The sequence below is a fragment of the Egibacter rhizosphaerae genome (assembly GCF_004322855.1).
In the GTDB taxonomy this organism is placed as follows: domain Bacteria; phylum Actinomycetota; class Nitriliruptoria; order Euzebyales; family Egibacteraceae; genus Egibacter; species Egibacter rhizosphaerae.
In genome coordinates this window covers 112,301-137,629 of record NZ_CP036402.1, presented here as the reverse complement: position 1 = coordinate 137,629, position 25,329 = coordinate 112,301, and the positions used below count along the sequence as shown (strand labels likewise).

Genomic DNA, 25,329 nt, shown 5'->3' with positions numbered 1-25,329 from the left:
GGTACGACCGGGCCCATAACACCGGTACGACCGGGCCCATGACAAGGAGATCCCCCGTGCATCACTGGCCTGGACGTCCCTACCCGCTCGGTGCGACCTGGGACGGGACGGGGACGAACTTCTCGCTGTTCAGCGAACACGCCGAGGAGGTGGAGCTGTGCTTGTTCGGCGCGCGCGGCAAGGAGCGCCGCATCACGATGGCCGACCGCACCGCATACAACTTCCACTGCTACCTACCCGGCGTGGGGCCCGGCCAGCGCTATGGCTTCCGGGTGCACGGCCCCTGGGAACCCGAGGCCGGGCACCGCTTCAACCCCGACAAGCTGCTGATCGATCCGTACGCGAAGGCGATCGACGGTGGCGTCGACTGGGACGAGTCCGTGTTCGGTTACCGGATGGGCGAGGACGACCGGGTCCGTGATGACCGCGACAGCGCGCCGCACGTCCCGCGGGCGATCGTGGCGAACCCCTACTTCGACTGGGGCGAGGACCGCCACCCGTTGACGCCGTGGACCGATACCGTCATCTACGAGACCCACGTGCGCGGCCTCACGATGCAACACCCCGATGTCGAGCCCGAGCTGCGCGGGACCTACGCCGGGCTCGCGTCCCCACCGGTCCTCGAGCACCTGATCGATCTCGGCGTCACCGCCGTCGAGCTGCAGCCGGTCCACCATTTCGTGCACGACCACTTCCTGCACGAGCACGGGCTGCGCAACTACTGGGGCTACAACTCGATCGGCTTCTTCGCTCCTCACGACGAGTACGCGGCGTGGCGGCACACCGACGGCCAGGTCCAAGAGTTCAAGCAGATGGTGAAGGAGCTCCACGCCGCGGGCCTCGAGGTGATCCTCGACGTGGTCTACAACCACACCGCCGAGGGCGACCACATGGGCCCGACCCTGTCCTTCCGCGGGATCGACAACCTGGCGTACTACCGCGTGGTCGAGGACGAGCCGCGCTACTACATGGACTACACGGGTACGGGCAACAGCCTCAACGTGCGCCACCCTCACGTGCTGCAGCTCATCATGGACAGCTTGCGCTACTGGATCCTGGAGATGCGCGTGGACGGCTTCCGCTTCGATCTGGCGGCCGCGCTCGCGCGCGAACTGCACGACGTGGACCGCTTGTCGAGCTTCTTCGACATCATCCAGCAGGACCCGGTGATCAGCCAGACGAAGCTGATCGCCGAGCCCTGGGACGTGGGGGAGGGCGGCTACCAGGTCGGCAACTTCCCGGTGCTCTGGACCGAGTGGAACGGCAAGTACCGCGACACGATCCGCGACTTCTGGCGCGGCGATTCGGCGGTGCTGGGGGAGACCGCGACGAGGTTGTCCGGCTCGAGCGACCTCTACGAGCACACCGGGCGGCGGCCGAACGCGTCGATCAACTTCATCACCGCCCACGACGGTTTCACGCTGCGCGACCTCGTGAGCTACAACGAGAAGCACAACGAGGCCAACCTCGCCGACCCCGACTCGGGCGAGTCCCACAACCGTTCCTGGAACCACGGGGTCGAGGGCCCGACCGACGATGAAGATGTCAACGCGCTGCGGCAGCGCCAGCAGCGCAACTTCCTCGCGACGCTGTTCATCAGCCAGGGTGTGCCCATGCTGCTCGGTGGCGACGAGTTCGGGCGGAGCCAGCGGGGCAACAACAACACCTATTGCCAGGACAACGAGCTCGCCTGGTACGACTGGAGCTGGCTCGATCCCACGGATGCGGACGAGCCGAACGAGGCCGCGGGCGGCATGACCCCCGGCGAGCAGCGGTCGCTGTACCAGTTCACCCGGACGCTCATCCATCTGCGTCGCCAGCATTCGGTCTTCCGGCGCCAGCAGTTCTTTCGGGGCCGCGAGGGCACGTCCGAGGGCAGTCGACGCGGCCCCATCGGCATGGTCGACCTCGACTGGCTCCGGCCCGATGCGAGCGCGATGACCGACGAGGACTGGGACACCGCGCGGCTTACGGCCCTCATGTTCTTCCTCAACGGGCGCGCCCTCCCGACCCGCGACGACCGTGGGCGGCGCGTGCTCGACGAGTCCTTCCTGGTGCTCTGCAATGCTGACGCGGTCGACGTCACGTTCCGGGTGCCGAGCTCACGCTACGGGGAGCGGTGGCGCGTGCTGCTCGATACCGCCATGCTGCGGGAGGCCGACGGCTGGCTCCTCGGGGCGGGCGACGAGCGCGAGGTGACCAATCGCAGCCTGGTCGTGCTCCGCCGGCTCGACGACGCCGCGGAGGTCGGGGCTCGTCCTCGATGAGTGCCCCGGGCAGCACCTACCGCTTGCAGTTGCGGCCCGACTTCCTCGACTTCGCGACGGCTGCGGACCTCGTCGGATACCTCGCCGATCTCGGCGTGAGCCACCTCTACTGCTCGCCGATCCTCGCGGCGCGTGCCGAATCCACTCACGGCTACGACGTCGTGGATCCGACCCGCGTCCGCGAGGAGCTCGGCGGCGAGCAGGGCCTTCGGGACCTCGCCGCGCGAGCGCACGCGCACGGCCTGGGGGTCGTCGCGGACCTGGTGCCGAACCACGTCGGCACGGGGCCCGAGAACCCGCTGTGGGAGGAGCTGCTGGCCGGGGGCCGTCTGTCGGCGGCCGCAGCCGTCTTCGACGTGGATTGGGACCATCCCTTGCCGGGGGCGCGGGGACGGGTGGTGCTCCCGATCCTCGGTCGTCCCTACGGGGAGGTCCTGCACGCGGGCGAGCTCGCGGTCGAGGCCCGCGAGGACGGGTATCGGCTCCGCTATCACGAGCACGACCTGCCGCTGGCCCCCGAGACCGTGGGGCTCGTCCTCGAGGCGGGCGGTCCCGCGGGACTCGCGGGCTCCCCGGGCGAGCCCGCCAGCTGGAGTGCGCTGCACGGGCTCATCGAGGCGCAGCACTATCGGCTCGTCCACTGGCGCACCGGCGGGTCCCTCGTCAACTACCGGCGCTTCTTCGCGGTCGACGACCTCGCGGCGGTCCGCGTCGAGGATCCCGACGTCTTCGAGCGCACGCACGGCACGATCCTGCGGCTGGTCGCCGACGGGGTGCTCGCGGGGCTGCGCATCGACCACCCCGACGGTCTGCGCGACCCCGGCGGGTACTTCCGCAGGCTCGCCCGGCGCAGCGGTGGGGTGTGGACGGTCGCGGAGAAGATCACCGAGCCCGGTGAGGTCCTACCCGATTGGCCGGTGGCGGGCACGACGGGTTACGAGTTCGCGCGCGACGTGCTCGGGTTGTTCGTCGACCCCGGGTTCGAGTCGGTGGTCGACGCGTTCTTGCTCGAGGTGCTCGGGGAGCGCGGCGGGGACTTCCGGGCCGGGGTGGTGCGAGCCAAGGGCGAGGTGCTCGCCGACGATCTGGCCGCCGACGTCGACCGACTCGCTCGTCTGCTGTGGCGGGCGGCGGAGAGCCGGCGCGAGGTGCGCGACACCGTGTTCGCCCAGTGCCGGGAGGTGGTCACCCGGCTCGCGCAAGCGATGCCCGTCTACCGGACCTACGTCGACCCGGAGAGCGGCCGGTCCGATCAGGTGGATCGCGAGCGGCTGGACAGGGCAGTTCGGGTGGCCGCGGGCACCCTCCCCGACGGATCGCGCGCGGAGGCCGTCGAGCGGCTGTACGCGTTCGTGGGGGACGTCCTGACGGGTCGGAGCCTGCGACCGGACACGGCCCCCGCGGTCGCCGATCCCGTTGCCGCGGCGGACGATGCGGCGGAACGGGAACTGCGTGCGCGCTTCCCACAGCTGTCGAGCGCGGCGATGGCGAAGGGCCTGGAGGACACGCACCTCTATCGTGATCTCCGGCTGGTGGCGCTGAACGAGGTCGGCGGCGATCCGACCACGATGGGGCTGGACGCCGATGGGTTCCACGCGAGCCAGGCGGAGCGGCAGCGCCGCCAGCCCACCGGGATGCTGACGACGTCGACCCACGACACCAAACGCGGTGAGGACGTCCGGCTGCGGATCGCGGCGATCAGCGAGCGGGGGATGGACGTCGTCGCGGCCGCGCGCCGCTGGATCCTCGCCGAGGTCCCCCGGCAGTTCGAGCAGGAGTTCGAGCAGGAGTTCGAGCAGGATGTGGAGCGGGGTTCGCCGCACCGGGCGCCCGACGCGGCGATGCAGTGGCTCGCCTACCAGACGCTGCTCGGGGTGTGGCCCCTCGATGGTCGCTGGCCGAACGACGAGCTGCGCGCCCGCGTCGTCGACTACCTCGTGAAGGCGGGCCGGGAGGCCGCGACGCACACGAGCTGGCACGAGCCCGGTCACGCGTACGAGGAGCGGCTCGGCTCCTTCGTCGCGTGGTTGCTCGACCCGGACCACGGTCCCACCTTCGCCCACGAGCTGTCCGCGTTCGCGCACGAGGTGGCCGAGATCGCGATCGTGAGCGGCCTGGCGCAGACGCTGTTGCGCGCGACGTCCCCGGGCGTCCCGGACACCTATCAGGGCACCGAGCTGTGGGGTGACGACCTGGTGGATCCCGACAACCGGCGACCCACCGACTTCGCGCGTCGGCGCGACATGCTGCCCGGGCTGGACCGGGCGGACCCGGCCGAGCTCTTCGCCGCGCGGCGCGACGGCCGGGTGAAGGCGTACGTGTTGCGGGAGGCCCTGCGCCTGCGTGCGCGGCGGCCTGCCGCGTTCGGCTCGCAAGCCGGCTATCAGCCGTTGCCCGCCCGTGGTGAGCGCGCGGACCACGTCGTCGCGTTCGCACGGTCGGCACCTGACGGCGCGGGGGCGGTGGCCGTCGCGCCTCGCCTGCCCGGAAGGATCATGGCCGAGGCCGGCCACCCACCGGTGGGTGAGGCGTGGGGCGACACGCGGGTCACGTTCCCGGCCCTGGACCCGGGCTCGTGGCGCGACGTCTACACCGGGCGCCATCACCAGGGACCGATCGCGGATCTCCGCGAGGTCTGCGCCGTACTCCCCGTCGCACTCCTCGAACCGGCGGGCACGGCACCCGGCGCCCAGGACACTCCCGACCGGAGGACTCCGGAGGGCTCCCCGGCCCCGCCTCGACCGCAGGGTTAGCCGGCGCGCCGCTCCGCCGCAGCCTCGGAATGCCGGAGCTCTCCGTACTCCTCGTCGCGTTGCCAGGCCGCCGGCGCGAGGCCGAGCGCGGTTCCGAGCTCGGCCAGCACGGCGGTGGCGTCCGGCGAGAGGCGCCCCGCTCGTGCGCGCTGGGCGAGCGCGTAGGCGTCCTCCTGGGCGCGGGAGAGGTCGGGTTCGATCCCCAAAGCGACCGCCTGGTCCAGCCACCCCCGCACACGTCCGGCCAGCTCGGGGGTGAGATCGGCGCACGCCTCCGCGGTGGCGGCCTCGATGTGACGCTCGAGGGCGAGGCGTGCCGGTTCCACGTCGAGCTGGTAGCCGTGATCGTGCGCGTGCTGCACGAGGTCGACGATCGGTGCGAAGCGCGCGGGGTCCCCGCCGGGACGATCGTCGAGGGCGTGGATCTCGGTGTCGAGATCGCGGGCGAGCGTGAGCTCCGCGGCGGCACGCAGGTCGCGCGGGAGCTCGTAGCCGGCGGCGCGCAGCATCTCGAGCGTGCGCCGGTGGTCCTGGTAGAGCCGCGAGTACTGCTCGTGGAAACGGCCCGTGAGATCGGCGAAGACCGCGTCGACGATGGCCACCCGCCGTGACGGGAGCGCGGCCTCGAGACCGAAGGCGTGGCCCCCCACGCTCGAGCGGTCGCTGCCGAGCTCGTCGACGCCGCGCAGCAGCCGTGCGAGCGGGGCGGTCGGGAAGTGCTCCCACAGGTCATCGAGGTCGAGCGCTCCGCCGGGGTCCTCGGCGACGGAACCGTGGAAGTCGAGGCCGCCGAGGTGGGCGAGCGCGACCGCGAACCGCCGCTCGCGGGTCGTGGCCGTCGACCGCACCCTGAGGGCGCCGGTCGTCAGCCCGAGTCGGCTGTGGGAGGCCGAGCGCCACGACGTGACGGTCACCTCGTGGCCGGGCACCGTGCTGGGCTCGCGGTCGCCTCCGCTGCCGTTGACCGCGTGCTCGAGGGCGACGTGCGCGGCCACCCGCCAGGATGGCACGGCCTGCGGCAGGACGTCGCGATGCCAGATGTCGGCGCCGCTGCCGAGGTCGGGCTGATTGCTGCGCGCTTCCGCGAGGCGTTCCAGTACCGCCTCGCGGGGGGCCGGTGCTCCCGCCTCGTCGAGGAGGTCGAGCACGCGCGCGGCGAACCGCATCACGTAGGTCGCCTCCAACCCCCCGATGTCGGCGAAGAACCATCCACAGCTCGTGTACATCCCCATCGCGTGCCGCCCCGCCTCGAGGAGCGTCCACACATCGGGCTGCCGGTTCCCCGCCAGACCCCGCCGACCGTGCTGCTGCAGGAACGAGAGCGGCGACTGGGCGCCCGTCAGCACGTCGATGTACGCATCGCGTGCGACCCAGGGGTCGCGTAGTAGCTCGGCGTCGGTCAACGCCTCGGCGGCCGCGTCACGGACCACGTCGAGCGCCGCACGCAGCGGGGTCCGCCACTGCTGGTCCCAACCGGGACGCCCTTCGCTCGCGCACCCGCAATCGCGGATCCACCGATCGACGCCGTGGCTGCAACTCCACGAGCTGCCCTCGCCGTCGAGGATCTGGACCTCGGCTTCGGGCGGGCGGGCGGCGAGCGCGGCCGCGTAGTTCGTCGGCTCGAGGCCCTCGCTCCTGGCTGCCCCCGCGAGCACGTAGGCGAGGCCGAGCTCGCCGAACGGGTGGTGGTGGCCGAACGTCTCGCCGTCGAGGGCCGCGTGCACCAGCCCGCCGTGGTGACCGGCCTCGCGGATGGCGCGGAGCATCGTCGAGGAGTCCATCGCCTTGCGGTCGAACGCGAGACGTTGTGCGAGCGGCCCGTCGTAGAACCAGATCGCGAGCTCGCGTCCGGACCCGTCGGAGTGGGCGCAGCGGTACGGCCTCCCCACGTCGAGTCCGGCTTCGACCTCCTGCCAGTCACCGCCCGGTTCACGGATGCGGGCGGCCTGGTGCGGCGCCAGCACCGTGAAGCGGAGCCCCTCGTCGATCAGCGCGTCGATCGTGGCCGGGTCGGCGGCGGTCTCGGGCAGCCAGAGGCCCTCGGCCTCGCGGCCGAACCGGCGCCGGAAGTCGGCCAGCCCCCACCGCACCTGGGTCCGCCGGTCCTGGTCGTTCATGAGCGGCAGGATCGTGTGGTGGTAGGCCTGCGCGATCGCGCCTCCGTGACCCGTCCGGACCGAACTGCGCCAATCGGCGTCCAGGATCCGGGCGTAGGTGTCCGGTTCCTGGAACGCCAACCAGTTCAACAGCGTCGGTCCGACGTTGAACGACAGCTGCTCGAAGTTGTTGACCAGCTGCTCGACCCGGCGATTCGCGTCGAAGATCCGCGCCACCGCGTTCGCGCGGTAGCACTGCCGGTGGATCCGCGCGTTCCAGTCACGGTCGGGCGAGGCCGACGGCTCGGGTTCCAAGCGGCCGGTCCACGGGTTCGCGCGGTCGGGCTGGTAGAAGTGCGCGTGGATGACGAAGGGTTGCACGTCGCGAATCCTAGCCGTGGCTCATGTGTAGGCAGGCCGCGCGGATCCGGGGGAGGCGGTGCCGGACTCGTCGGTCCCCCCGGCGGTTTCGGGCATGGCCTGCCGCGCGATGTCGGCGGGCGACGGCTCGCTGCCGGACACGAAGTCGGTGACCGTCGCGGCGAAGTCCTCGGGCACCTCGCGATGCGGGAAGTGCCCCACGCCCGGGAACGTGACCAACTCGGCGTGCGGGAGCACCGCGGTGGCCCGACGGCCGTGCTCGACCGGGATGATGCGATCCTGCTCGCCCCACGCCAGCATCACCGGCACGTGCGAGAGCAGGTGCAGGCGGTCGATCGCGCTGACGCGCTGCCCGCGGACGTCGACCGTCGACCGCAGTGTGTGCAGGAACGCCGATCGGGCCGGGGTGGTCGCCAGGCGTTCGCAGGTGACCCAGGTCTGCGCTGCCGCGCGGGTCGGGCGCAGACCGACGCGCCCCAGCGTGCGATGGATGGCCCGGCCCACCTCGATCACGCGCCGATGCAGGATCACCGGGAGCACGAGCTCGGACCCGGGGAGTGACGCGGCGCGCAGTGGCAGGCTGACCTCGGCGCCGAGGCCACCGCTGGCCACGAGCACGAGGCGCTCGCAGCGTTCCGGGAAGAGGTAGGCGAACTGCAGGGCGATCCCGCCCCCCAGCGAGTGCCCCACGATCGTAGCGCGCTCGTGACCGAGCATGTTGAGAAGGTCGCGCACGCTGCTCGCGTAGGCGCCCAGGGAGTAGTCGGCCCGCGGCTTCGCCGACTCGCCGTGGCCGAGCAGGTCGGGTGCGATCACCGGGCGGTCACGGCCGAGGCGGTCGAGTACCTCCGCCCAATCCTCGGAGCTGCCCGCGATGCCGTGCAGCAGCACCAGCGGGGAGGTCCCATCGCTCGCGTGACCCGCCTCCCGGTACCGCACCAGGTGGCCTTGGATGTGGGCCTCGCGGATCTGCATGGTCCTCAGACTACCTTGGCGTAGGGGTCCGACCCCTGCTGGCGGCCCCGTCGGCGATGCCCCGGATACCGTCCCGTCGGGCCCGTCGGCCGGTCTCATCCTCGGTTGAGCGCGGCGATGCTGGCGGCGCGTGCGGGCACGCTCACGCGGACCCCACCGTCAGCCTCGGCGAACTCGGGGGCTGCGCCGCTGCCCCCGTAACGCGGGTGCTCGGTCGAGAGCCGCACCGTCCAGGATCCGGCACGACCGGATTCGCGCGAGGCGGTTCCCAGCTCGAGCTCGCGGGGCGCGTCGTCGAGGTTGGCGACGACGAGGCAAGCCACGCCCGACGGGTGCGCCCGGCGGATCGCGATCGCGCGGTCGTCGACCCAGCAGACCTCCACGAGATCGCGGCGCCCGGAGGCGAGGGCGGGCTCCCCCCGACGCAGCGCCAGGAGGTCCGCCCAGAGGGCCCTCCAGGAACGACCCGCGGCCTCCCGGGACTTGCCGTGGTCCACGATGCTCGCCGCGAAGGTGGTCGGGTCCTGTGGATCCGGTACCTCGCCGTGGAACCCGGGGAAATCGGCGAACTCCTCGCGCCGGCCCCGGCGGACGGCCTCGGCGAGCTCCGGCTCGGGATGGCCCGAGAAGTACAGGAAGGGGTTCGTCTCCCCGTGCTCCTCGCCCATGAACAGCATCGGGGTCGAGGGTGCCGCGAGCAGCAGGAGCACGGCGGCCCGCAACCGCCCGTGGTCAACGGTCGTCGTGAGGCGATCGCCGGTGGGCCGATTGCCGACCTGGTCGTGGTTCTGCAAGCACGTCACGAGCCGGTGGCTCGAGAGCGAGCCGAGTGCCGCCCCGACGGTGCGCTGGCGGCCCGGCGAGTACCGGCCGTCGTAGACGAACCCCCGGCTGTAGGAGCGCGCGACGTCGGGCAGTCCCGTGTAGTCGGCGTAGTAGCCCTCGCGCTCTCCGGTGAGCGCGACGTGCAAGCCGTGGTGGAGGTCGTCGCACCACTGGCCGTCGAGCCCGAGCCCGCCCGCCTCGCGCGGGCGGATCGTGGCCGGGTCCTGCCGGTCCGTCTCGGCGATCAGCTCCAGGGGACGCTGCACTCGGGTCGCGAGATCCGCCACCGCGTCGGCCATCTCGGCGAGCACGTGCGTGGACGAGGTGTCGATGAGCGCGTGGGTGGCGTCCAGGCGGAGCCCGTCGACATGGAAGCTCTCGAGCCAGTGCAGCGCGTTGCCGACGATGAAGCCCCGCACCTGGTCGGCGCCGGGACCGTCCAGGTTGAGCGCCTCGCCCCACGGCGTCGCGTACCGATCGGTGAGGTAGGGGCCGTACCGGGGCAGCACGTTGCCGCTGGGGCCGAGGTGGTTGTAGACGACGTCGAGGATCACCCCGAGCCCGCGGCGGTGACAGGCGTCCACGAAGCGGGCGAAGCCCTCGGGTCCGCCGTACGACTCGTGGGCCGCGTACCAGAAGACCCCGTCGTAGCCCCATCCGCGCTCGCCGTTGAACGCGTTGATCGGCATCACCTCGAGGTGGGTCACGCCGAGCGCCGCGACCGCGTCGAGTCGCTCGGTTGCCGCATCGAACGTGCCACCGGGGGTGAACGTCCCGATGTGCAGTTCGTAGATCACCGCACCCGCCAACGGCGCGGACCTCCAGCGGGCCTCCTCGGGCGACCACGCCAGCGCCGAGACGTCGAACAGCGCGCTCGGCCCGTGCACGCCGTCCGGCTGGCGGCGGCTCGCCGGATCGGGAAGGAGCTCGCCTCCATCGAGCCGGAAGCCGTAGCGGTCACCCGTGCGGGCGGGCACACGTGCCCTCCACCACCCGTGCGCGCGCTGCTCGAGCGGCACGGGCTCGGTGTCGCCCACCTGCACCGCCACGCTGCGCGGTCGTGGAGCCCACAGATCGAAGGTGGTCGTGCCGTCGTCGTGCACCGTGGGGCCGTGGGGCTGTGCGTCGATCGCTGCGCTCCTCGGTCGTGCCTCGCACCGGCGCCCCGCAGCCTAGGCGACCGATCCGGCGTGGGCGTATTAGCATCCTGCCCCATGCGCCAGTCCCAGCTCTTGCTCCAGACCCTGCGCGAGCCGCCCGGCGACGCGGAAGCCGCCAGCCATCGCCTTCTCGCCCGCGCCGGCTACATCCGCCGGCTGGCCTCGGGCATCTACTCCTATCTGCCGCTCGGACTGCGAGCCCTGCAGAACGTGGAGCGAATCGTCCGGGAGGAGATGGACGGCATCGGTTGCCAGGAGCTCCTGTTGCCGGCCCTGCACCCCGAGGAGGTGTGGATCGAGTCCGGGCGCAGCGAGGCCATGGACGAGGTCCTGATGCGGGTGGACGCACGAGCCGGGCGGTTCGTGCTGGGGCCCACGCACGAGGAGGTCGTCACGGCGCTCGTCGATGCCGAGGTGTCGAGCTATCGGGAGCTGCCGCGGCACGTCTACCAGATCCAGACGAAGTTCCGCGACGAGGTGCGGCCACGGTTCGGCCTGCTGCGCGTGCGGGAGTTCGGCATGAAGGACGCCTACTCCTTCGACACCGATGCCGAGGCGATGCGTACGACCTACCGGCAGTTCTACGACGCCTACCGCCGGATCTTCGATCGCTGCGAACTGCCGTACACGGCCGTCGAGGCGCTTGCTGGCGCCATCGGTGGCGACGTGAACCACGAGTTCATGGTGCCGAGCCCCATCGGCGAGGACCGCTTCGCGTGGTGCACGGGCTGCGGCCACGCGGCGAACATCGAGGCCGCCGGTGCCGGGTGGCCCGAGAAGCGGCCGCAGGGCGAGCAGCCCCTCGAGACCCACCACACCCCCGGGGCCGACACCATCGACGGCCTGGTCGAGTTCTTCGCCGACCGGGGGATCACCGCTCGTGACTGCCTGAAGACGATGGCGGCCAAGGATCCCGACGGCAACGTCGTCGTGCTGCTCGTACCGGGGGACCGGGACTTCCGCCTCGGCGGCCTCGAGCCGCTCGACGACGAGGGCTTCGCCGTCAACCCGGCCCTGTCGCGCGGGTACCTGGGGCCGATGGGGTTGCAGGAGCACGGGGTCGAGGTGGTCGCCGATCCGCTCGTCGCAGGCAGTGGTCCGTGGATCACCGGTGCCAACGTGCCGGAGCATCACGTCACCGGAGCGACGCTGGACCGGGACTTCACGGTCGACACCTGGCGGCCCTGCGCGACCGTCGCCGACGGCGACCCCTGTCCCGAGTGCGAGACCGGGGAGCTGCGGGTGGAGCAGGCGGTCGAGGCCGGTCACACCTTCCAGCTGGGCACGACCTACTCCGCGGCCCCCCCGGGGGCGACCTACGTCGACGAGCACGGCCACGAGCAGGTCATGTGGATGGGCTGCTACGGCATCGGGATCGGTCGGACGCTCGCGGTGGCCGCCGAGGCCCACCACGACGACGAGGGGCTCGCCTGGCCGATCGAGGTGGCCCCGTTCGCGGTGCACCTGCTGGCTCTCGGTGGGCACCGCAACGCTCAGGTCGCCGAGGCCGCGGAGCGGCTCTACCGAGAGCTCGCCGGCGCCGGGATCGCGGTCCTCTACGACGACCGTGAGACCAGTCCGGGCGTGAAGTTCGCCGACGCCGACCTCCTGGGCATGCCGACCCAGCTCGTGGTGGGCGGCAAGGGGCTGGAGCGCGGTGTCGTGGAGCGCAAGGACCGCCGCTCGGGTGAGCGGGACGAGCTCCCGCTCGATGACGCGGTCGGGCTGCTCGCCGGGTAGGGGATGAGGCGGTAGGGGATCAACCCCATCGGCGGGCGGCGCGGAAACGTGGTGCAGTTACCTGCGCCGGCGCGGGTAACTGCACCACGATCCGGTCGGACTGCGGGACGCGCGCGCTGTCCGGACGCCAGCCGGTCGTTCGCGGTACGCCGACCCGCGCCGGCGCGGGTCGGCGTACCGTTCCTCGCGGCGTTCGGTGTCGGCTCGTCCGGATCTGGACCGCTCCGCGGGCAGGTCTGAGACGGCTCAGGGGTCCGTCGGGTCGAGGTGGCGGCTCATCAGCACGACGGGCGCGCCTCGGCGGTAGCCCACCGACTCCCAGAAGGACTGGGCCTCCTCGTTGTCGGCGAAGACCAAGAGGTTCACGCGCGCACAGCCCCGCTCGGAGAGCCGGCGCTCGGCCTCGCTCACGAGCGCCGAGGCGACGCCCGCCCGGCGGGCCGACGACGCGACGGCCAGGCGCATGAGCCAGCCGCGTCGGCCGTCGAATGGCGCGAGGACCGTGCCGACGACCGCACCCTCGAGATCGGCCACGAGGGCCAGCCCCGGATCGTGGCGCAGGAGACCGTGTAGCTCGTCGTGGGGGTGTGGGGTGTAGGCGAGCATCCCCGCCTGCTCCCACAGGCCAACGATCGCTTCCAGGTCGGGTTCGGCGGCGCTGCGGATCTGCATCGCGCGGGAGGGTAGTGCGCCGGGGCACGGGCGACCGCATGCTGCCGCGGTCGGGGGGGATATGGTGACGCCACCACCGTCGTCGGCGTCCACACCGTCGGCGTCGATCGCCGCGACCAACGCGCCCGAGGGAGAGGATCCGACGTGCCGACCGTTTCGTCGCGCCCGGGTGACGGCACCGCCAGGGCACCGGCCGTGCGCCGGCCCCCGGTGCGCATGCTGGCGAAGCCCGGGATGTCGGCGGTTGCCCTCGCCTCGACCCGGATGCGGGCGCGCAGGCTCACCGCCGCCGAGCACGCCTGGTTCGCACGGATCCGAGCGCTGCGTCGCGAGCTCGCCGTGACGCACGCGGTCGTCCCCGGGCGCAGGAGCGAACCGCGGACGGTGTCCGGCGTCCTCGCCACCGCGGCGATGCCGGAACGCCACTGCGCGGCGCTGTTCCACCTCGTGCGGGCACGCTCGCCGCGGGTCGGGATCGAGCTCGGCACCTCCCTCGGCCTGTCCAGCGCCTATCAGGGGGCCGCGCTCGCGCTGGCCGAACCGGAGCCTCGAGCGCGCGGCCGGTTGATCACCCTGGAGGGTTCCGAACCTCTCGCGACGCTGGCCCGCCACAATCACCGCCGCCTCAGCCTCGGTCATGTCGACGTGGTGGTCGGCTCGTTCGAGGAGCAGTTGCCCGGTGTCCTCTCCGAGCTGCACCGCCGCGACGAGGGGATCGGCTGGGCCTTCGTCGACGGCGACCACCGCGAGGACTCCACCCGCGAGTTCTTCGCGCGACTCGCCGAGGCGTCCGAGCCGGGCGCGGTGCTCACCTTCGACGACATCGAATGGTCCGACGGCATGCAGCGGGCGTGGACTGCGATCGCCTCGGACGAGCGCGTGCGATGGGCGACGCGCACCAAGCGGCTCGGGATCGCGGTGATCCGCTGAGGCCACCGACACCGCCGGCGCGCGCGGGGCCCCGAGGCGGCAGGATGGCGGCTCATGGACGGGCCGTGGGACGTGGTCGTGGTGGGCGCGGGGCCTGCGGGGTCGGCCGCCGCGCTGGCCGCTCGCCGGGCCCGCCCGGAGGCCAGTGTCCTGTTGCTCGACCGCGCCGAGTTCCCCCGCGACAAGTCCTGCGGCGACGGGATCGCTCCACACGCCATGGACGTCCTCGCCCGGCTCGGTGTCGGTGACGTGGTCGACGACTACCAGCAGGTCACGAGGCTCTCGCTCGCCGCCCCGTCCGGTCGCACCGTGACCCGCCCACTGTCTCGCCCGGACCGGGTCGTGCCCCGCGCCGTATTCGACGCACGGCTCGTTGTCGCTGCCGAACGGGCCGGTGTGGTCCACCGGCAGCATCGCGTGCGCAGCCTCGTCACCCGTCCGGGACGCGTGGTCGTCGACGGCGAGATCGCCGCACGGACGCTCGTCGCTGCCGACGGCGCGCACTCGGTGGTGCGCCGAGCGCTGGGTCTGGCTCGCAATCCCGATCACGCGCTGGCGGTGGCGATCCGGGCCTACGCGCCCGCGCACGACGCCGTGCAACGGATCCATCTTGTGGCCGCGCACTGGCCCTCGTACGCGTGGACGTTCCCGATCGGAGACGGGCGGGCCAACGTCGGCTACGGCGCCTTCCGCGCGGACTTCCCCGGCCAGCGCAAGGACTTCCTCGGCGCGCTGGAGGACGCGCTCGGCCCGACGGGTCTCGATCCCGACACCGTGCTCGGCCATCCGCTGCCGGTGAGCAGTCATCGGCCGCCCGCTGCGGTGGGCCGCATCCTGCTCGTGGGCGATGCCGCGAGCCTCATCAACCCCGTCTCGGGCGAGGGGATCTACTACGCCCTCGCGAGCGGTGAGCTCGCGGGCAGGGCGGCGGCCGGCGATCCCCGGACCGCAGCCCGTCGATACCCAGCCGATCTGCATTCCCTACTCGGACGGCATCTGCGGCACACCGGCACGCTGGCTCGCCTGGTGCGCACCAGGGCCGTCGCCGAGGCGGGTGTCGCAGCCACCGCACGCCGACAGGGCGCGTTCGACGACCTCTGTGAGCTCACTCTGGGGGGCGGCCACATCACGCCTCGGCTCGCCGTGGGGACGGCGGGCCACCTGCTCGTCGGTCGGCGCTCGGGGCCCCGCGATCCGGTGCTGTTCGGCAGCGGACCCGTCAGCACCCACGAATAATCGAGGCTAGCCCCCCGAGCGCGTCAGCGTCTCGGCGCTGTCAGACCATTCGTCCTCGTCCAGGGCTCTGAGACCCTCGACCTCGAGGTAGCTGACCGGCACTCCGTCGGCCGTCTCGCGGTACTCGAGGATCATCCCGCTCCCTTCGTGGGCGACCTGCTCGACCTCGACGTCGATCTCACCATCGCTGTCGCCGCAATAGGCCGACTGCTCGTGGCGGCAGTCGATGATGCTCGCCTCCGCGGAGGAGACCAGTTCGTCCTCGCTGATGTCGAGGCGCTCTGCGACTGTCGCCTGCGCCTCGACCGCGTCGTGGGGGGCGGCGCGAACGGCCTCGAGATCTGCCGGGCGCAGATGCGGATTGGGAGCGATACGTTCCTCGGGCGGATGGTCGCGCGTTGTCTGCCATCCTTCGGAGCAGCTCTGGATTGATGTGCGAAGCGTGTCGGGGGTCCGCTGCGTGCAGGAGACCAACTCGCCGTCCCGGTCGTAGCGGGCGTCGAACCAGTCGTTCCAGGCGGCGGCCCGGAACACGTGGGTTACGCTTTCCACTCGCCCTTCCGTGCCGGGCTGCACCGTGCCACCGAGTATGTACTCAATCTCCACTGGCCAGTTCAAATCCTCAGGTCCCAGCGTTTCCGCGGCTGCGCTTTTCGCTGTCGACGTGGAACCTTCCTCGCCGGGCGAGAGAAGGGCGGCATCCTCCCCATCGGCTGGCAGGCAACCTTGCAACACGACGACGGTGCCACAAAGGAGAAGCACACGGAGGATCAATGTGCCCCCAGCGTGCGGAGACAGGCGACGTTGACTGCGTTGCTGCATGCTCATAGTGCTCCCTTTAGCAGTTCAGTTCGCACGTCGCTAGGTCTTCGGGCTCGGCGCCATTGGAGTTCACGATCCAGTGCATGTCGGAGGAGAAGCTGAAGTTCGGGTTGTCCTCGTCTGCGTGGTGTACATGGAATGTCGAGCGAAGGACTCTATCCGAATAGGCAGCGTTCGTCCACGGCTGATAGGTAGCCCCCGACTCAGAGCCGTACGGGTAGCAGTTGGTGCGCTCCCAGGATGACCCGGGAATGGACTCGACCGTGTGGTCCTCATACTCGTGAGTGACAACTGCTGAGGCGGCAACCCAATGGTCGATGCCGGATGGATTGCTTTCGCATGGGGAGTCGGCTGTGCCGCCCCGGAAATGCACTCTCTCGACGTGGTAGTAGAGGCGTCCTTGGGAGGTGTAGGTTTCCCACCACACTGCCGTGCCAAAGTATTTTGCTAGACCCGCGGGCGCGTAGTATGGCGTCCTGCCGGAGTCGAGGAGTTTCATGTCCGTGAGTTCTTCCGGGGTGTCCGGACTCTTGACGGGCTCATCGTCTCCATCGGCGTACGCAGCGCCGGTTATGGCGAGAACAGCAGCGCCCATTACGCCGAAGACAATCGTGAGCATGACGAGGGGGGAGAGTGGCAGCCGCTTTGGATGTATCAACATGTACCCTTCGCCCTAGATGGACGGTGAGTGCTACTAGTAGGCAACGAGACCTGCTCAGCATGACGGTGGACACGGATGTAGTCAAGAGGTAATGAAACATCGGCTACACATGGGAGTGCTAGGGCGCTGCTGAAGAATCCGTCGAGGTTCCGCGGTTCTGGCGGTGGGGTGCGCGAGAATGCGCTTCATGCTGGGATCAAGCGTGGCGGACCGGGAGTTGTTGGACACGGCGGCGTTGTGCGGGCATCTGGTGCCGGCGGGGTCGGTGTATGCGTTCCTCGCCGAGCATCGGCGGCGGGTGTTTCCCGACGAGATGTTCGCTGACTTGTTCCCGTCGGGGCGGGGCCGCCCGTCGGTGCCGGCGGACGTGATCGCGGCGGCGTTTGTGCTCAAGGAGTTGGAGGGCTTGTCGGACCGTCAGGCTGCGGCGGCGCTGTCGCGCGACATCGCGTGGAAGGCCGCCTGCGGCATGGGGCTGGACGAGGACAGCTTCGACGCGTCGGTGTTTGTGTACTGGCGGCGTCGGCTGAACGACTCCGAGCGCCCGCACCGCATCGACGAGGCGGTCAAGACTGTCGCTGCGCAGACTGGGGTGTTGGCCGGCAAGGCGCGGCGGGCGTTGGATTCCACGGTGCTCGACGATGCGGTGGCCACTCAGGACACTGTCACCCAGCTGGTGGCCGCGATCCGCAAGGTCAGAAGGCTGGTGCCCGAGGCCCGCCAGGTCGTGGTCGGCGCGCATGACTACGATCATGGCGGCAAGCCTGACATCGCGTGGGACGACGAGGTCGCTTGTGACGCGCTGGTGTCGGCGCTGGTGGCGGATGCGATCGCGATCATCGACTGTCTGCCCGTGACCGGTTTGGACGAGGAGGCCGAGCGGGCGGTGGCGTTGCTGGCGCTGATCGCCGGCCAGGACGTCGAACCTGGCGAGCAGCCCGGCACGTGGCGCATCGCCCGAGCGGTGGCCAAGGACCGCGTGGTGTCGGTGGTCGATGACGAGTCGCGGCACGCGCACAAGTCGCGGGCCTCGTATCGCGACGGCTACAAGGGCCACATCGCCTGCGAGCCCGAGACCGGGCTGGTGACCGCCAACACCGTCACGCCCGGCAACACCGGCGACGGCGAGGTCGCGGTCGAACTGCTCGAGGGTGAGGACGAGCCCGTCGAGGTGCTGGCCGACTCCGCCTACGGCGGCGGGGCCACCCGCTCCGACCTCGACGCCACCGGGCACACCGCGGTCATCAAGCCGCTGCCGCTGCGCCCCGCGGTGCCCGGCGGCTTCGACCGCGACGACTTCGCCGTCTGCCACGATGCGGGCACGGTCACCTGCCCGGCCGGCCACACCGTGGCGATCAGCGCCAAGGGCCACGCGACTTTCGGGCGCCGCTGCGACGGCTGTCCGCTGCGGGACCGTTGCACCACCAGCCGATCCGGACGCAGCCTGCGCATCGGCCGCCACGACCGCGAGCTGGTCGCCGCCCGCGCTCAAGCGGCCACGCCCGAGTTCGCCGAGACCTACCCGCGACGGTCGTTGGCCGAGCGGTCAATCTCCTGGCTCATGAAAGACGGACACCGCCGCTGCCGCTACCGCGGCGTCAAACGCAACCAGCTCGGCTTGAGCCTCCGCGTCGCGGCGGTCAACCTCACACGCCTGCTCAACCTCGGCATGCACTACGACCACGGCTGGCAGATGCCCGCAACCACCTGATGAGGACCCCAATACCCCTCGAGAACGCCTACAAGCCGACGCCGCCGGGCCGACGGCGCCTCCCATCGGCCGTCAAGCGCACCGGCGGCCGCAACGACCGCCACCGAAACCACACCAGAGCGGTCGCGGACCCAACCACGACCACTGACCAACGATGTTCAAAGCGACTACTTCAGCAGCGCCCTAGTGTCCTGAATCGTAAGTTCGTTGCATAATGTGGTACGATCCCTTCCTCCGATGAGAGGATGGGCGATGGCGGCTCGTGGCAGGCCAAAGGCCACGTTGGAGCTGTCCGATGAGGACCGGGCGACGCTCGAGCGGTGGGCGCGCCGTCCCAAGACGTCGCAGCGGTTGGCGCAGCGCTCGCGGATCGTGCTGGCGTGCGCGAGGGGCGCGTCGAACCGGGAGGTCGCCGCCGAGCTGGGCGTCAGCGAGGCGACGGTGGGCAAGTGGCGGCGACGGTTCGTCGCTGGCGGTGTGGACGCGTTGGCGGATGCGCCGCGGCCGGGCGCGCCCCGCCAGATCACCGACGCCGACGTCGAGCGGGTGATCACCAAGACCTTGGAGGAGGCCCCGCCGGATGCCACGCACTGGTCGACGCGGTCGATGGCCGCCGCGGCGGGCATGTCGCAGACGGCAGTCAGCCGCATCTGGCGCGCGTTCGGCCTCAAGCCGCACCTGACCGAGACGTTCAAGGTCTCCACCGACCCCGACTTCATCGACAAGGTCAGAGACATCGTCGGGCTCTACCTCGACCCGCCCGAGCGCGCGGTCGTGCTGTGCGTGGACGAGAAGTCCCAGACCCAGGCGCTCGACCGCACCCAGCCGGTGTTCCCGCTGCTGCCGGGCACCCCCCAGCGGGCCACCCACGACTACGTCCGCCACGGCACCACCAGCCTGTTCGCCGCCTTGGACCTGGCCACCGGCAAGGTCATCGGCCAGCACCGCCGCCGCCACCGCGCCGCCGAGTTCAAGACGTTCCTCAACCAGATCGACGCCGAGGTGCCCGACCACCTCGACGTGCACCTGGTGCTGGACAACTACGCCACCCACAAGACCCCAGAGATCCAACGCTGGCTGCTGCGCCACCCGCGCTTCCACCTGCACTTCACGCCCACCGGCGCCAGCTGGCTCAACCTCGTCGAGCGCTGGTTCGCCGAGCTGACCACCAAACTGCTGCAGCGCAGCACCCACACCTCGGTGCAAGCCCTCGAATCCGACATCCGCGACTGGATCGCCACGTGGAACGAGAACCCCCGCCCGTACGCGTGGCACAAGACCGCCGACGAGATCCTCCACGCCCTCTCCGAATATTGCCAACGAATCTCCGACTCAGGACACTAGGAGCCCGCGTCGGTAACGGCGAGCCTGGGGGGTAGAACGGCCGCTGTCCCCGGGACTGGCCCTGGACCGCAGAGCTCCTGGCCGCGTTCACGAGACTACGCGCGCTGCCCCCCCGGCCCACCTGAGCCCGCCGACCGGCGCGCCTTGACAACCCAGCCCAGCACGACAAGCGGTCACCCGGCCGGCTCGGGCTGCCCCGACACCCGCCCCAGCAAGCATCACCGCGGCCCGACCCCGGCATCCTCGAGGACCCCGCCGACCTCAGGGCCGCACGTCGCTACCGAGCGGACCCGTCAGCACCCCCACAAGTAGTCGAGGTTAGGCGGTGTCGTCGGGGACAAGCCAGATCACCCCGAGCGGCGGTAGGACGACCTCGGCCCGGGCGGGCAGCTGACCGAGCGGCTCGGAGTCGGCGACGACCTGGCCGCCGTTGCCGACGTCCGATCCGCCGTAGAGCCCGGCGTCAGTGTTGAGGACCTCGTGCCACGTGCCCGCTGCGGGCAGGCCGAACCGGCGACCCTCGCGCGGCTGGGGGGAGAGGTTCGCGAGGCACACGAGCGGGGAGCCGTCGGCGGCGAACCGGGCGAACCCGATCACGTTCTCGTCGGCGGCATCCGCCTCGATCCACTGGAACCCGTCCGGCTCCGAGTCGCGCTCGTGCAGCTGCGGCAGCCGTCGGTAGGTCGCGTTCAGGTCACCGACGAGATGCTGGAGTCCGGCGTGGTCGGGCTCCTCGAGGAGATGCCAGTCGAGACCGCGCTCCTCGGACCACTCCTTCCACTGCCCGAACTCGCCGCCCATGAACAAGAGCTGCTTGCCAGGGTGAGCCCACATGTACGCGTAGAGCGCGCGCACGTTCGCGAACTTCTGCCACCGGTCCCCGGGCATCTTGTCGAGCAGGCTGCGCTTGCCGTGGACGACCTCGTCGTGGGACAACGGCAGCACGTAGTTCTCGCTCCACGCGTAGAGCAGACCGAAGGTCAGCTCTCCGTGGTGGTGCTGGCGGTGGATCGGGTCGCGGGAGAAGTACGACAGCGTGTCGTGCATCCATCCCATGTTCCACTTGAAGCCGAAGCCCAGGCCGTCGAGGTGGACCGGGCGTGACACCCCCGGCCACGCCGTGGACTCCTCGGCGATCGTCACGGCGCCGGGGTTGCGGCCGTAGACGACGGCGTTCAGCTGCTTGAGGAACTCGATCGCCGCGAGGTTCTCGTTGCCCCCGTACTCGTTGGGCACCCACTCGCCCTCGTCGCGCGAGTAGTCCAGGTAGAGCATCGAGGCGACCGCATCCACTCGGAGGCCGTCGACGTGCAGCTCCTCGATCCAGTACAGCGCGCTCGCGAGCAGGAAGTTGCGGACCTCGTTGCGGGCGTAGTTGAAGACCAGCGTCCCCCAGTCGGGATGCTCGGCCTGCCGCGGGTCGGCGTGCTCGTAGAGGGCCGTCCCGTCGAAACGGGCCAACGCCCAGGAATCCTTGGGGAAGTGCGCCGGCACCCAGTCGACGATCACGCCGATCCCGCGCTGGTGCAGGTGGTCGACGAGGTAGCGGAAATCGTCCGGGTTCCCGAGACGGGCGGTCGGCGCGAACTGGCCCGTGACCTGGTACCCCCACGACGGCGCGTAGGGATGCTCGGCCACCGGCAGGAACTCGACGTGGGTGAAGCCGAGTGCTTCGCAATGGTCGGCCAGCCGGTGCGCCAGCTCCCGGTACCCGACGGGCTCGAGGTCCTCACGGTCGGGCTGGAGCCACGATCCGGGGTGCACCTCGTAAATCGAGAAGGGCTCGTGCAGCAGGTCACGCTCGGCGCGTCGCGCCAGCCACTCATCGTCCTGCCATTCGTGGGTGGAGTGGAAGACGACGCTCGCGTTGCCCGGCGGCACGTCGGTGTGGAACGCGTACGGGTCCGCCCGCAGCGCGAGCTCCCCGTCCGCGGTCACCATCTCGAACTTGTAGCGGGAGCCCGGCCCGACCTCGGGGACGAAGAGCTCCCACACACCTGAGGAGCCGAGGCTGCGCATCGGGTGCAAGCGTCCGTCCCAGCTGTTGAAATCGCCGACCACCCGCACACTGCGCGCGTTCGGGGCCCAGACCGCGAACGCGACGCCCGGCTGGCCGTCGACCTCGACGACGTGCGCGCCGAGCCGGCGCCAGAGTTCCTCGTGTCGCCCCTCCCCGGCGAGATGGAGGTCCACCTCGCCCAGCGTGGGCCAGAACGCGTACGGGTCGCGCAGGTGGTAGGTGGCGTCGGGATAGGCGACCCGCAGCCAGTACTCGGTGGGCGCGAGCGTTCGCGGAGCCACCGCCTCGAAGAAGCCGCTCTCGTCAGTGCGCTCGGCCGGGAACTCCTCGCCGTTCGCCGTGACGACCGCCACCTCGGAGGCCTCGGGCCGGACCGCGCGCACCACCGCGCCGCCGTCCGGCAGTTCGTGGATGCCGAGGAGTGCGTGCGGGTCGCCGTGCGCGCCCTCGAGCAAGCGGTCCACCTCGGCACGCGGCGCGCGCCACTTCGTCGGTGCGCTCATGGCTCCTCCTCGTCCCCGCTGGGGTTGTCGGGCCCGGATGGTTCGTCGGGGTCTGTCGGGTCCGGGTCGCGCGCGCTGTGGGAGGCACGCAGCACCCTCAGGATCCCACCGGCCGGGATGGCGAGCCACCCCGGCCGGTTGCCGATCTCGTACGCGAGCTCGTACACGGCCTTGTCGAGCTCGAACGCGTGCAGCAGCGCCTGGGAGGCCGTGGCACCGGGCAGCAGCGGCCCGGCGCGGCGAACGTACCCACCGAGGAACCTTCGGCGTGCCGCGTCGCGCCACGCGCCGGCGGCGAGCGGGGGCTCGGCCCCGTTGGCGCCGTCACGTTCGACGGAGGCGGCCGCGGCGTAGTCGAACGACCGCAGCATGCCGGCCACGTCCCTCAGGGGGGACGTGCGCGCGCGGCGCTCCTCGAGCGACTTCAACGGTTCGCCCTCGAAGTCGAGGAGCTGCCAGCTCGACTCGGGCGGCGGGATGCGGAGCACCTGACCCAGGTGCAGGTCGCCGTGCACGCGGACCAGTCGCCCGGCGTCGCGCAGGCTCGCGAGCTCGTCGAACACGGCGCGCAGGTCGTCGGCCGCGGCGAGCACCGAGGCGGCGGCTTCCGGCGCGCGCGCCTCGGCCAGGGCGAGGACCCGGTCGAGCTGCCCGCGCATCTCGGTCGCCCACGCGGCGCCGTGCCGCGCGTCGGCCTCCTCGACCCCGAAGGCCTCGCCCAGCGTGAGGTGCAGGTCGGCGGTGACCTCCCCGAGCCGATCGATGTCGCCGAGCAGGCCGTCCGGCTCCGAGGCCACCTCCTCGATGGTGCGTTCACCGGACGCCAGCGCGCGGGTCTGCGCGAGCGCGAGATCCCAGCCCTCGCGCCCGCCCGCGAGGAACGTGGACAGGATCGCCAGGGCGGTCTGGTTCTCGTCGTCGTCGGTGGTCGGAGCGCGCACCAGGGCACCGTGCTGCGCCGGGACGTGGGTGAAGCCCGCGGCCGTGAGGGCGCCGGTCACCTCCACATCGGGATGGATGCCGGTCTCCAGGCGGCGAAGCACCTTCAGGACGAACGCGTCGTCGATCACCACCGAGGAGTTCGATTGCTCGGCCCCGAGGGCACGGGCGGACGCGGTGTCGTCCGGGCGGGAGCCCGTGATAGGGCGAGCGGTCAGCCGCGCGCCCGCGAGGGTGGCGGTGCTGCCGTCGACGGTGGCTCGGGCCAGGTCGAGGCAGGCCCGGGGGTCGGCGAGCGCGTCCCCGAGGCCCTGCCCCTCGAGCTCGAACAGGGCGCCGACCTCGGCGGGGGCGAGGGGAACGTGGTAGTCCGCGGTGCCGCCGTCGGCGAATCGGGCCTCCACCAGCAGGACCAGCAGCCGATCGCTGAGACGGGCCGCGTCACGGACCTGGACCGCCGCGAGCTCTCGGGCCTTGTCCTGGTACCAGCGCTGGTGCGGCAGCCACGCGGCCAGGTCGGCCGCGAGTCGGCCGAGGCCAGCGTCGTCGGTGAGCGTCGGAAGGGACATCAGCGGTGCTCGACCTCGGTGAGGCGGAACCAGTAGAAGCCGTGCCCCCCGAGCGTGAGCAGGTACGGCAGCTCACCGATGTCCGGGAAGTAGGCACCCCCGATCAGCTCGACCGGGGTCTTCCCGGCGAACTCCGCGAGGTCCAGCTCGACCGGCTGGGCGGTGGCGGCGAGGTTGGCGACCACGAGGACCACGTCGTCCTCGGCCTCGTCGGTCGTCTCCGGTTGCTCGTAGCGGCGGAGGAACGCGAGGACCCGGTCGTTGGAGGGCTTGAGGGCATGGAACTGGCCCGTGCCCATGACCGGGTGCGCCTTGCGGATGTGGAGGAGGCTGCGCACCCAGTGCAGTAGCGAGCCGGGGTTCTTGCGCTGCGCCTCGACGTTCAGCGCCGGGAAGCCGTAGACCTGATCGAGGACCGGTGGGAGGTAGAGCTCCGCGAACTCCGCGCGGCTGAAGCCGCCGTTGCGGTCGGCGGTCCACTGCATCGGGGTCCGGACCCCGTCCCGATCACCGAGGAAGATGTTGTCGCCCATCCCGATCTCGTCGCCGTAGTAGAGGATCGGGCTGCCGGACAGGCTGAACAGCAGGGCGTGGAACAGCTCCATCTTCGCCCGCGAGTTGTCGAGCAGCGGGGCCAGGCGCCGGCGGATCCCGACGTTCATCCGCATGCGCGGGTCGATTGCGTACTCGCGGTACATGTAGTCGCGTTCCTCGTCGGTGACCATCTCGAGCGTCAGCTCGTCGTGGTTGCGCAGGAACACGCCCCACTGGCAGCCGTCGGGGATCTCCGGCGTCGACTCCATGATCTCGACGATCGGGCGGGCCTCCTCCCGCCGGACCGCCATGAACATGCGCGGCATGACCGGGAAGTGGAACGCCATGTGGCACTCGTCCCCGTCGCCGAAGTAGTCGACGACGTCCTCGGGCCACTGATTGGCCTCGGCGAGCAGGACCTTGTCGCCGAACTCCGCGTCGACGACCTTGCGGATCCGCTTCAGGTACTGGTGCGTCTCCGGCAGGTTCTCGCAGTCGGTGCCCTCCCGCTGGAAGAGGTAGGGGACCGCATCGAGGCGGAACCCGTCGAGGCCGAGGTCCAGCCAGAACCGGATCACGTCGAGCATGCGTTCCTGGACCTCGGGGTGGTCGTAATTGAGGTCCGGCTGGTGGCCGAAGAACCGGTGCCAGTAGTACGCGCCCGCCTGCGGGTCCCAGGTCCAGTTCGACGTTTCCGTGTCGACGAAGATGATCCGCGCGTCCTCGTAGCGCTCGGGCGTGTCCGACCACACGTACCAGTCCCGCTTGGGGCTCTCGGGGTCGCGCGACTCCTGGAACCAGGGGTGTTGGTCGCTCGTGTGGTTCATGACGAGGTCGGCGATCACACGGATCCCCCGGGCGTGGGCCGCTTCGAGCAGGTCGCGCACGTCCTCGACGTCGCCGTACTCGGGGAGGACGGAGAAGTAGTCGCTGATGTCGTAGCCCCCGTCCCGCAGGGGCGACTGGTAGAAGGGCAACAGCCAGAGGCAGTCGACCCCGAGCCACTGCAGGTAGTCCAGCCGGTCGATCAGGCCCCGCAGGTCCCCGGTCCCGTCGTTGTTCGAGTCGAAGAAGCCGCGGACGAGCACCTCGTAGAACACCGCGGTCTGGTACCAGCGGGGGTCGTCGCTGAGAGCGAGGTTGCGGGGACTCCCGGTGGGCGCGGGGGCTCCGTCGGTCATCGGCGTCCTC

16 protein-coding genes are annotated in these 25,329 nt (G+C 71.0%); 7 read left to right on the top strand and 9 right to left on the bottom strand.

What is annotated here, in order from left to right; translation table 11 throughout:
- Positions 1 to 38: 38 nt before the first annotated feature.
- Both glgX and treY read left to right on the top strand, forming a co-directional pair.
- Positions 39 to 2,267: a glycogen debranching protein GlgX gene (glgX, locus tag ER308_RS00565; protein WP_165491697.1), complete on the top strand. Its 2,229-nt coding sequence runs from the start codon at positions 39 to 41 to the stop codon at positions 2,265 to 2,267.
- Complete coding sequence (gene treY, locus ER308_RS00560) at positions 2,264 to 5,020, top strand: malto-oligosyltrehalose synthase (protein WP_131153209.1); 2,757 nt, start codon at positions 2,264 to 2,266, stop codon at positions 5,018 to 5,020. The genes glgX and treY overlap by 4 nt, the downstream gene beginning before the upstream one ends.
- Here treY and ER308_RS00555 read toward each other — a convergent pair.
- The 3 genes from ER308_RS00555 to treZ form a co-directional block, all read right to left on the bottom strand.
- A complete protein-coding gene (locus ER308_RS00555) occupies positions 5,017 to 7,497 on the bottom strand; it encodes a DUF3536 domain-containing protein (RefSeq protein ID WP_131153208.1) in 2,481 nt (826 codons plus the stop codon). The two genes, treY and ER308_RS00555, sit on opposite strands and share 4 nt — an antisense overlap.
- A 21-nt stretch (positions 7,498 to 7,518) precedes the next feature.
- Entirely contained in the window at positions 7,519 to 8,472 is a 954-nt protein-coding gene (locus tag ER308_RS00550) for an alpha/beta fold hydrolase (RefSeq protein ID WP_205745801.1), read from the bottom strand.
- Between the two features lie 95 nt (positions 8,473 to 8,567).
- On the bottom strand, positions 8,568 to 10,400 hold the full coding sequence (gene treZ / locus ER308_RS00545; RefSeq protein WP_165491696.1) for a malto-oligosyltrehalose trehalohydrolase: 1,833 nt from the start codon (positions 10,398 to 10,400) through the stop codon (positions 8,568 to 8,570).
- Positions 10,401 to 10,511: 111 nt separating this feature from the next.
- Here treZ and ER308_RS00540 point away from each other — a divergent pair, with 111 nt between their 5' ends.
- Positions 10,512 to 12,197: a proline--tRNA ligase gene (locus ER308_RS00540; protein WP_131153206.1), complete on the top strand. Its 1,686-nt coding sequence runs from the start codon at positions 10,512 to 10,514 to the stop codon at positions 12,195 to 12,197.
- Positions 12,198 to 12,443: 246 nt separating this feature from the next.
- Here the strand turns inward: ER308_RS00540 and ER308_RS00535 are convergent, their stop codons facing one another.
- A complete protein-coding gene (locus ER308_RS00535; protein WP_131153205.1) occupies positions 12,444 to 12,869 on the bottom strand; it encodes a GNAT family acetyltransferase in 426 nt (141 codons plus the stop codon).
- A 144-nt stretch (positions 12,870 to 13,013) separates the two neighbouring features.
- Between ER308_RS00535 and ER308_RS00530 the strand changes: the two genes are divergently transcribed.
- Positions 13,014 to 13,799 carry an O-methyltransferase gene (locus ER308_RS00530; protein WP_131153204.1) on the top strand — a complete coding sequence of 262 codons (786 nt, stop codon included), beginning with the start codon at positions 13,014 to 13,016 and terminating at the stop codon, positions 13,797 to 13,799.
- Between the two features lie 54 nt (positions 13,800 to 13,853).
- On the top strand, positions 13,854 to 15,035 hold the full coding sequence (locus ER308_RS00525; RefSeq protein ID WP_131153203.1) for an NAD(P)/FAD-dependent oxidoreductase: 1,182 nt from the start codon (positions 13,854 to 13,856) through the stop codon (positions 15,033 to 15,035).
- Positions 15,036 to 15,041: 6 nt separating this feature from the next.
- Here the strand turns inward: ER308_RS00525 and ER308_RS00520 are convergent, their stop codons facing one another.
- Both ER308_RS00520 and ER308_RS00515 read right to left on the bottom strand, forming a co-directional pair.
- The gene (locus ER308_RS00520) at positions 15,042 to 15,863 is read right to left on the bottom strand and encodes a hypothetical protein (RefSeq protein ID WP_131153202.1); all 822 of its coding nucleotides are present in this window, start codon (positions 15,861 to 15,863) and stop codon (positions 15,042 to 15,044) included.
- 10 nt (positions 15,864 to 15,873) lie between these two features.
- Positions 15,874 to 16,476: a hypothetical protein gene (locus ER308_RS00515; RefSeq protein ID WP_131153201.1), complete on the bottom strand. Its 603-nt coding sequence runs from the start codon at positions 16,474 to 16,476 to the stop codon at positions 15,874 to 15,876.
- A gap of 229 nt (positions 16,477 to 16,705) precedes the next feature.
- Between ER308_RS00515 and ER308_RS00510 the strand changes: the two genes are divergently transcribed.
- Entirely contained in the window at positions 16,706 to 18,229 is a 1,524-nt protein-coding gene (locus tag ER308_RS00510; protein ID WP_131156828.1) for an IS1182 family transposase, read from the top strand.
- Positions 18,230 to 18,481: 252 nt separating this feature from the next.
- Positions 18,482 to 19,573 (top strand): IS630 family transposase, encoded by a 1,092-nt coding sequence (locus ER308_RS00505; RefSeq protein WP_131153200.1) that lies wholly within the window; start codon positions 18,482 to 18,484, stop codon positions 19,571 to 19,573.
- Positions 19,574 to 19,891: 318 nt separating this feature from the next.
- Here the strand turns inward: ER308_RS00505 and glgB are convergent, their stop codons facing one another.
- Genes glgB through treS form a run of 3 tightly spaced genes read right to left on the bottom strand, consistent with a single transcriptional unit; the run spans position 19,892 to position 25,319 of the window.
- Positions 19,892 to 22,096: a 1,4-alpha-glucan branching protein GlgB gene (gene glgB / locus ER308_RS00500; RefSeq protein WP_131153199.1), complete on the bottom strand. Its 2,205-nt coding sequence runs from the start codon at positions 22,094 to 22,096 to the stop codon at positions 19,892 to 19,894.
- Complete coding sequence (locus ER308_RS00495) at positions 22,093 to 23,604, bottom strand: maltokinase N-terminal cap-like domain-containing protein (protein WP_131153198.1); 1,512 nt, start codon at positions 23,602 to 23,604, stop codon at positions 22,093 to 22,095. Before ER308_RS00495 ends, glgB begins: the two co-directional genes overlap by 4 nt.
- On the bottom strand, positions 23,604 to 25,319 hold the full coding sequence (treS, locus tag ER308_RS00490; RefSeq protein ID WP_131153197.1) for a maltose alpha-D-glucosyltransferase: 1,716 nt from the start codon (positions 25,317 to 25,319) through the stop codon (positions 23,604 to 23,606). The genes ER308_RS00495 and treS overlap by 1 nt, the downstream gene beginning before the upstream one ends.
- Positions 25,320 to 25,329: the final 10 nt, after the last annotated feature.

Coding starts and splice junctions, on each gene's coding strand:
- ER308_RS00540 (WP_131153206.1), top strand. CDS start 10,512: ATGCGCCAGTCCCAGCTCTTGCTCCAGACCCTGCGCGAGCCGCCCGGC.
- ER308_RS00525 (WP_131153203.1), top strand. CDS start 13,854: ATGGACGGGCCGTGGGACGTGGTCGTGGTGGGCGCGGGGCCTGCGGGG.
- ER308_RS00510 (WP_131156828.1), top strand. CDS start 16,706: ATGCTGGGATCAAGCGTGGCGGACCGGGAGTTGTTGGACACGGCGGCG.
- ER308_RS00535 (WP_131153205.1), bottom strand. CDS start 12,869: ATGCAGATCCGCAGCGCCGCCGAACCCGACCTGGAAGCGATCGTTGGC.
- glgB (WP_131153199.1), bottom strand. CDS start 22,096: ATGAGCGCACCGACGAAGTGGCGCGCGCCGCGTGCCGAGGTGGACCGC.
- ER308_RS00520 (WP_131153202.1), bottom strand. CDS start 15,863: ATGAGCATGCAGCAACGCAGTCAACGTCGCCTGTCTCCGCACGCTGGG.
- treS (WP_131153197.1), bottom strand. CDS start 25,319: ATGACCGACGGAGCCCCCGCGCCCACCGGGAGTCCCCGCAACCTCGCT.
- ER308_RS00495 (WP_131153198.1), bottom strand. CDS start 23,604: ATGTCCCTTCCGACGCTCACCGACGACGCTGGCCTCGGCCGACTCGCG.
- ER308_RS00515 (WP_131153201.1), bottom strand. CDS start 16,476: ATGCTCACGATTGTCTTCGGCGTAATGGGCGCTGCTGTTCTCGCCATA.
- glgX (WP_165491697.1), top strand. CDS start 39: ATGACAAGGAGATCCCCCGTGCATCACTGGCCTGGACGTCCCTACCCG.
- ER308_RS00550 (WP_205745801.1), bottom strand. CDS start 8,472: ATGCAGATCCGCGAGGCCCACATCCAAGGCCACCTGGTGCGGTACCGG.
- treY (WP_131153209.1), top strand. CDS start 2,264: ATGAGTGCCCCGGGCAGCACCTACCGCTTGCAGTTGCGGCCCGACTTC.
- ER308_RS00505 (WP_131153200.1), top strand. CDS start 18,482: ATGGCGGCTCGTGGCAGGCCAAAGGCCACGTTGGAGCTGTCCGATGAG.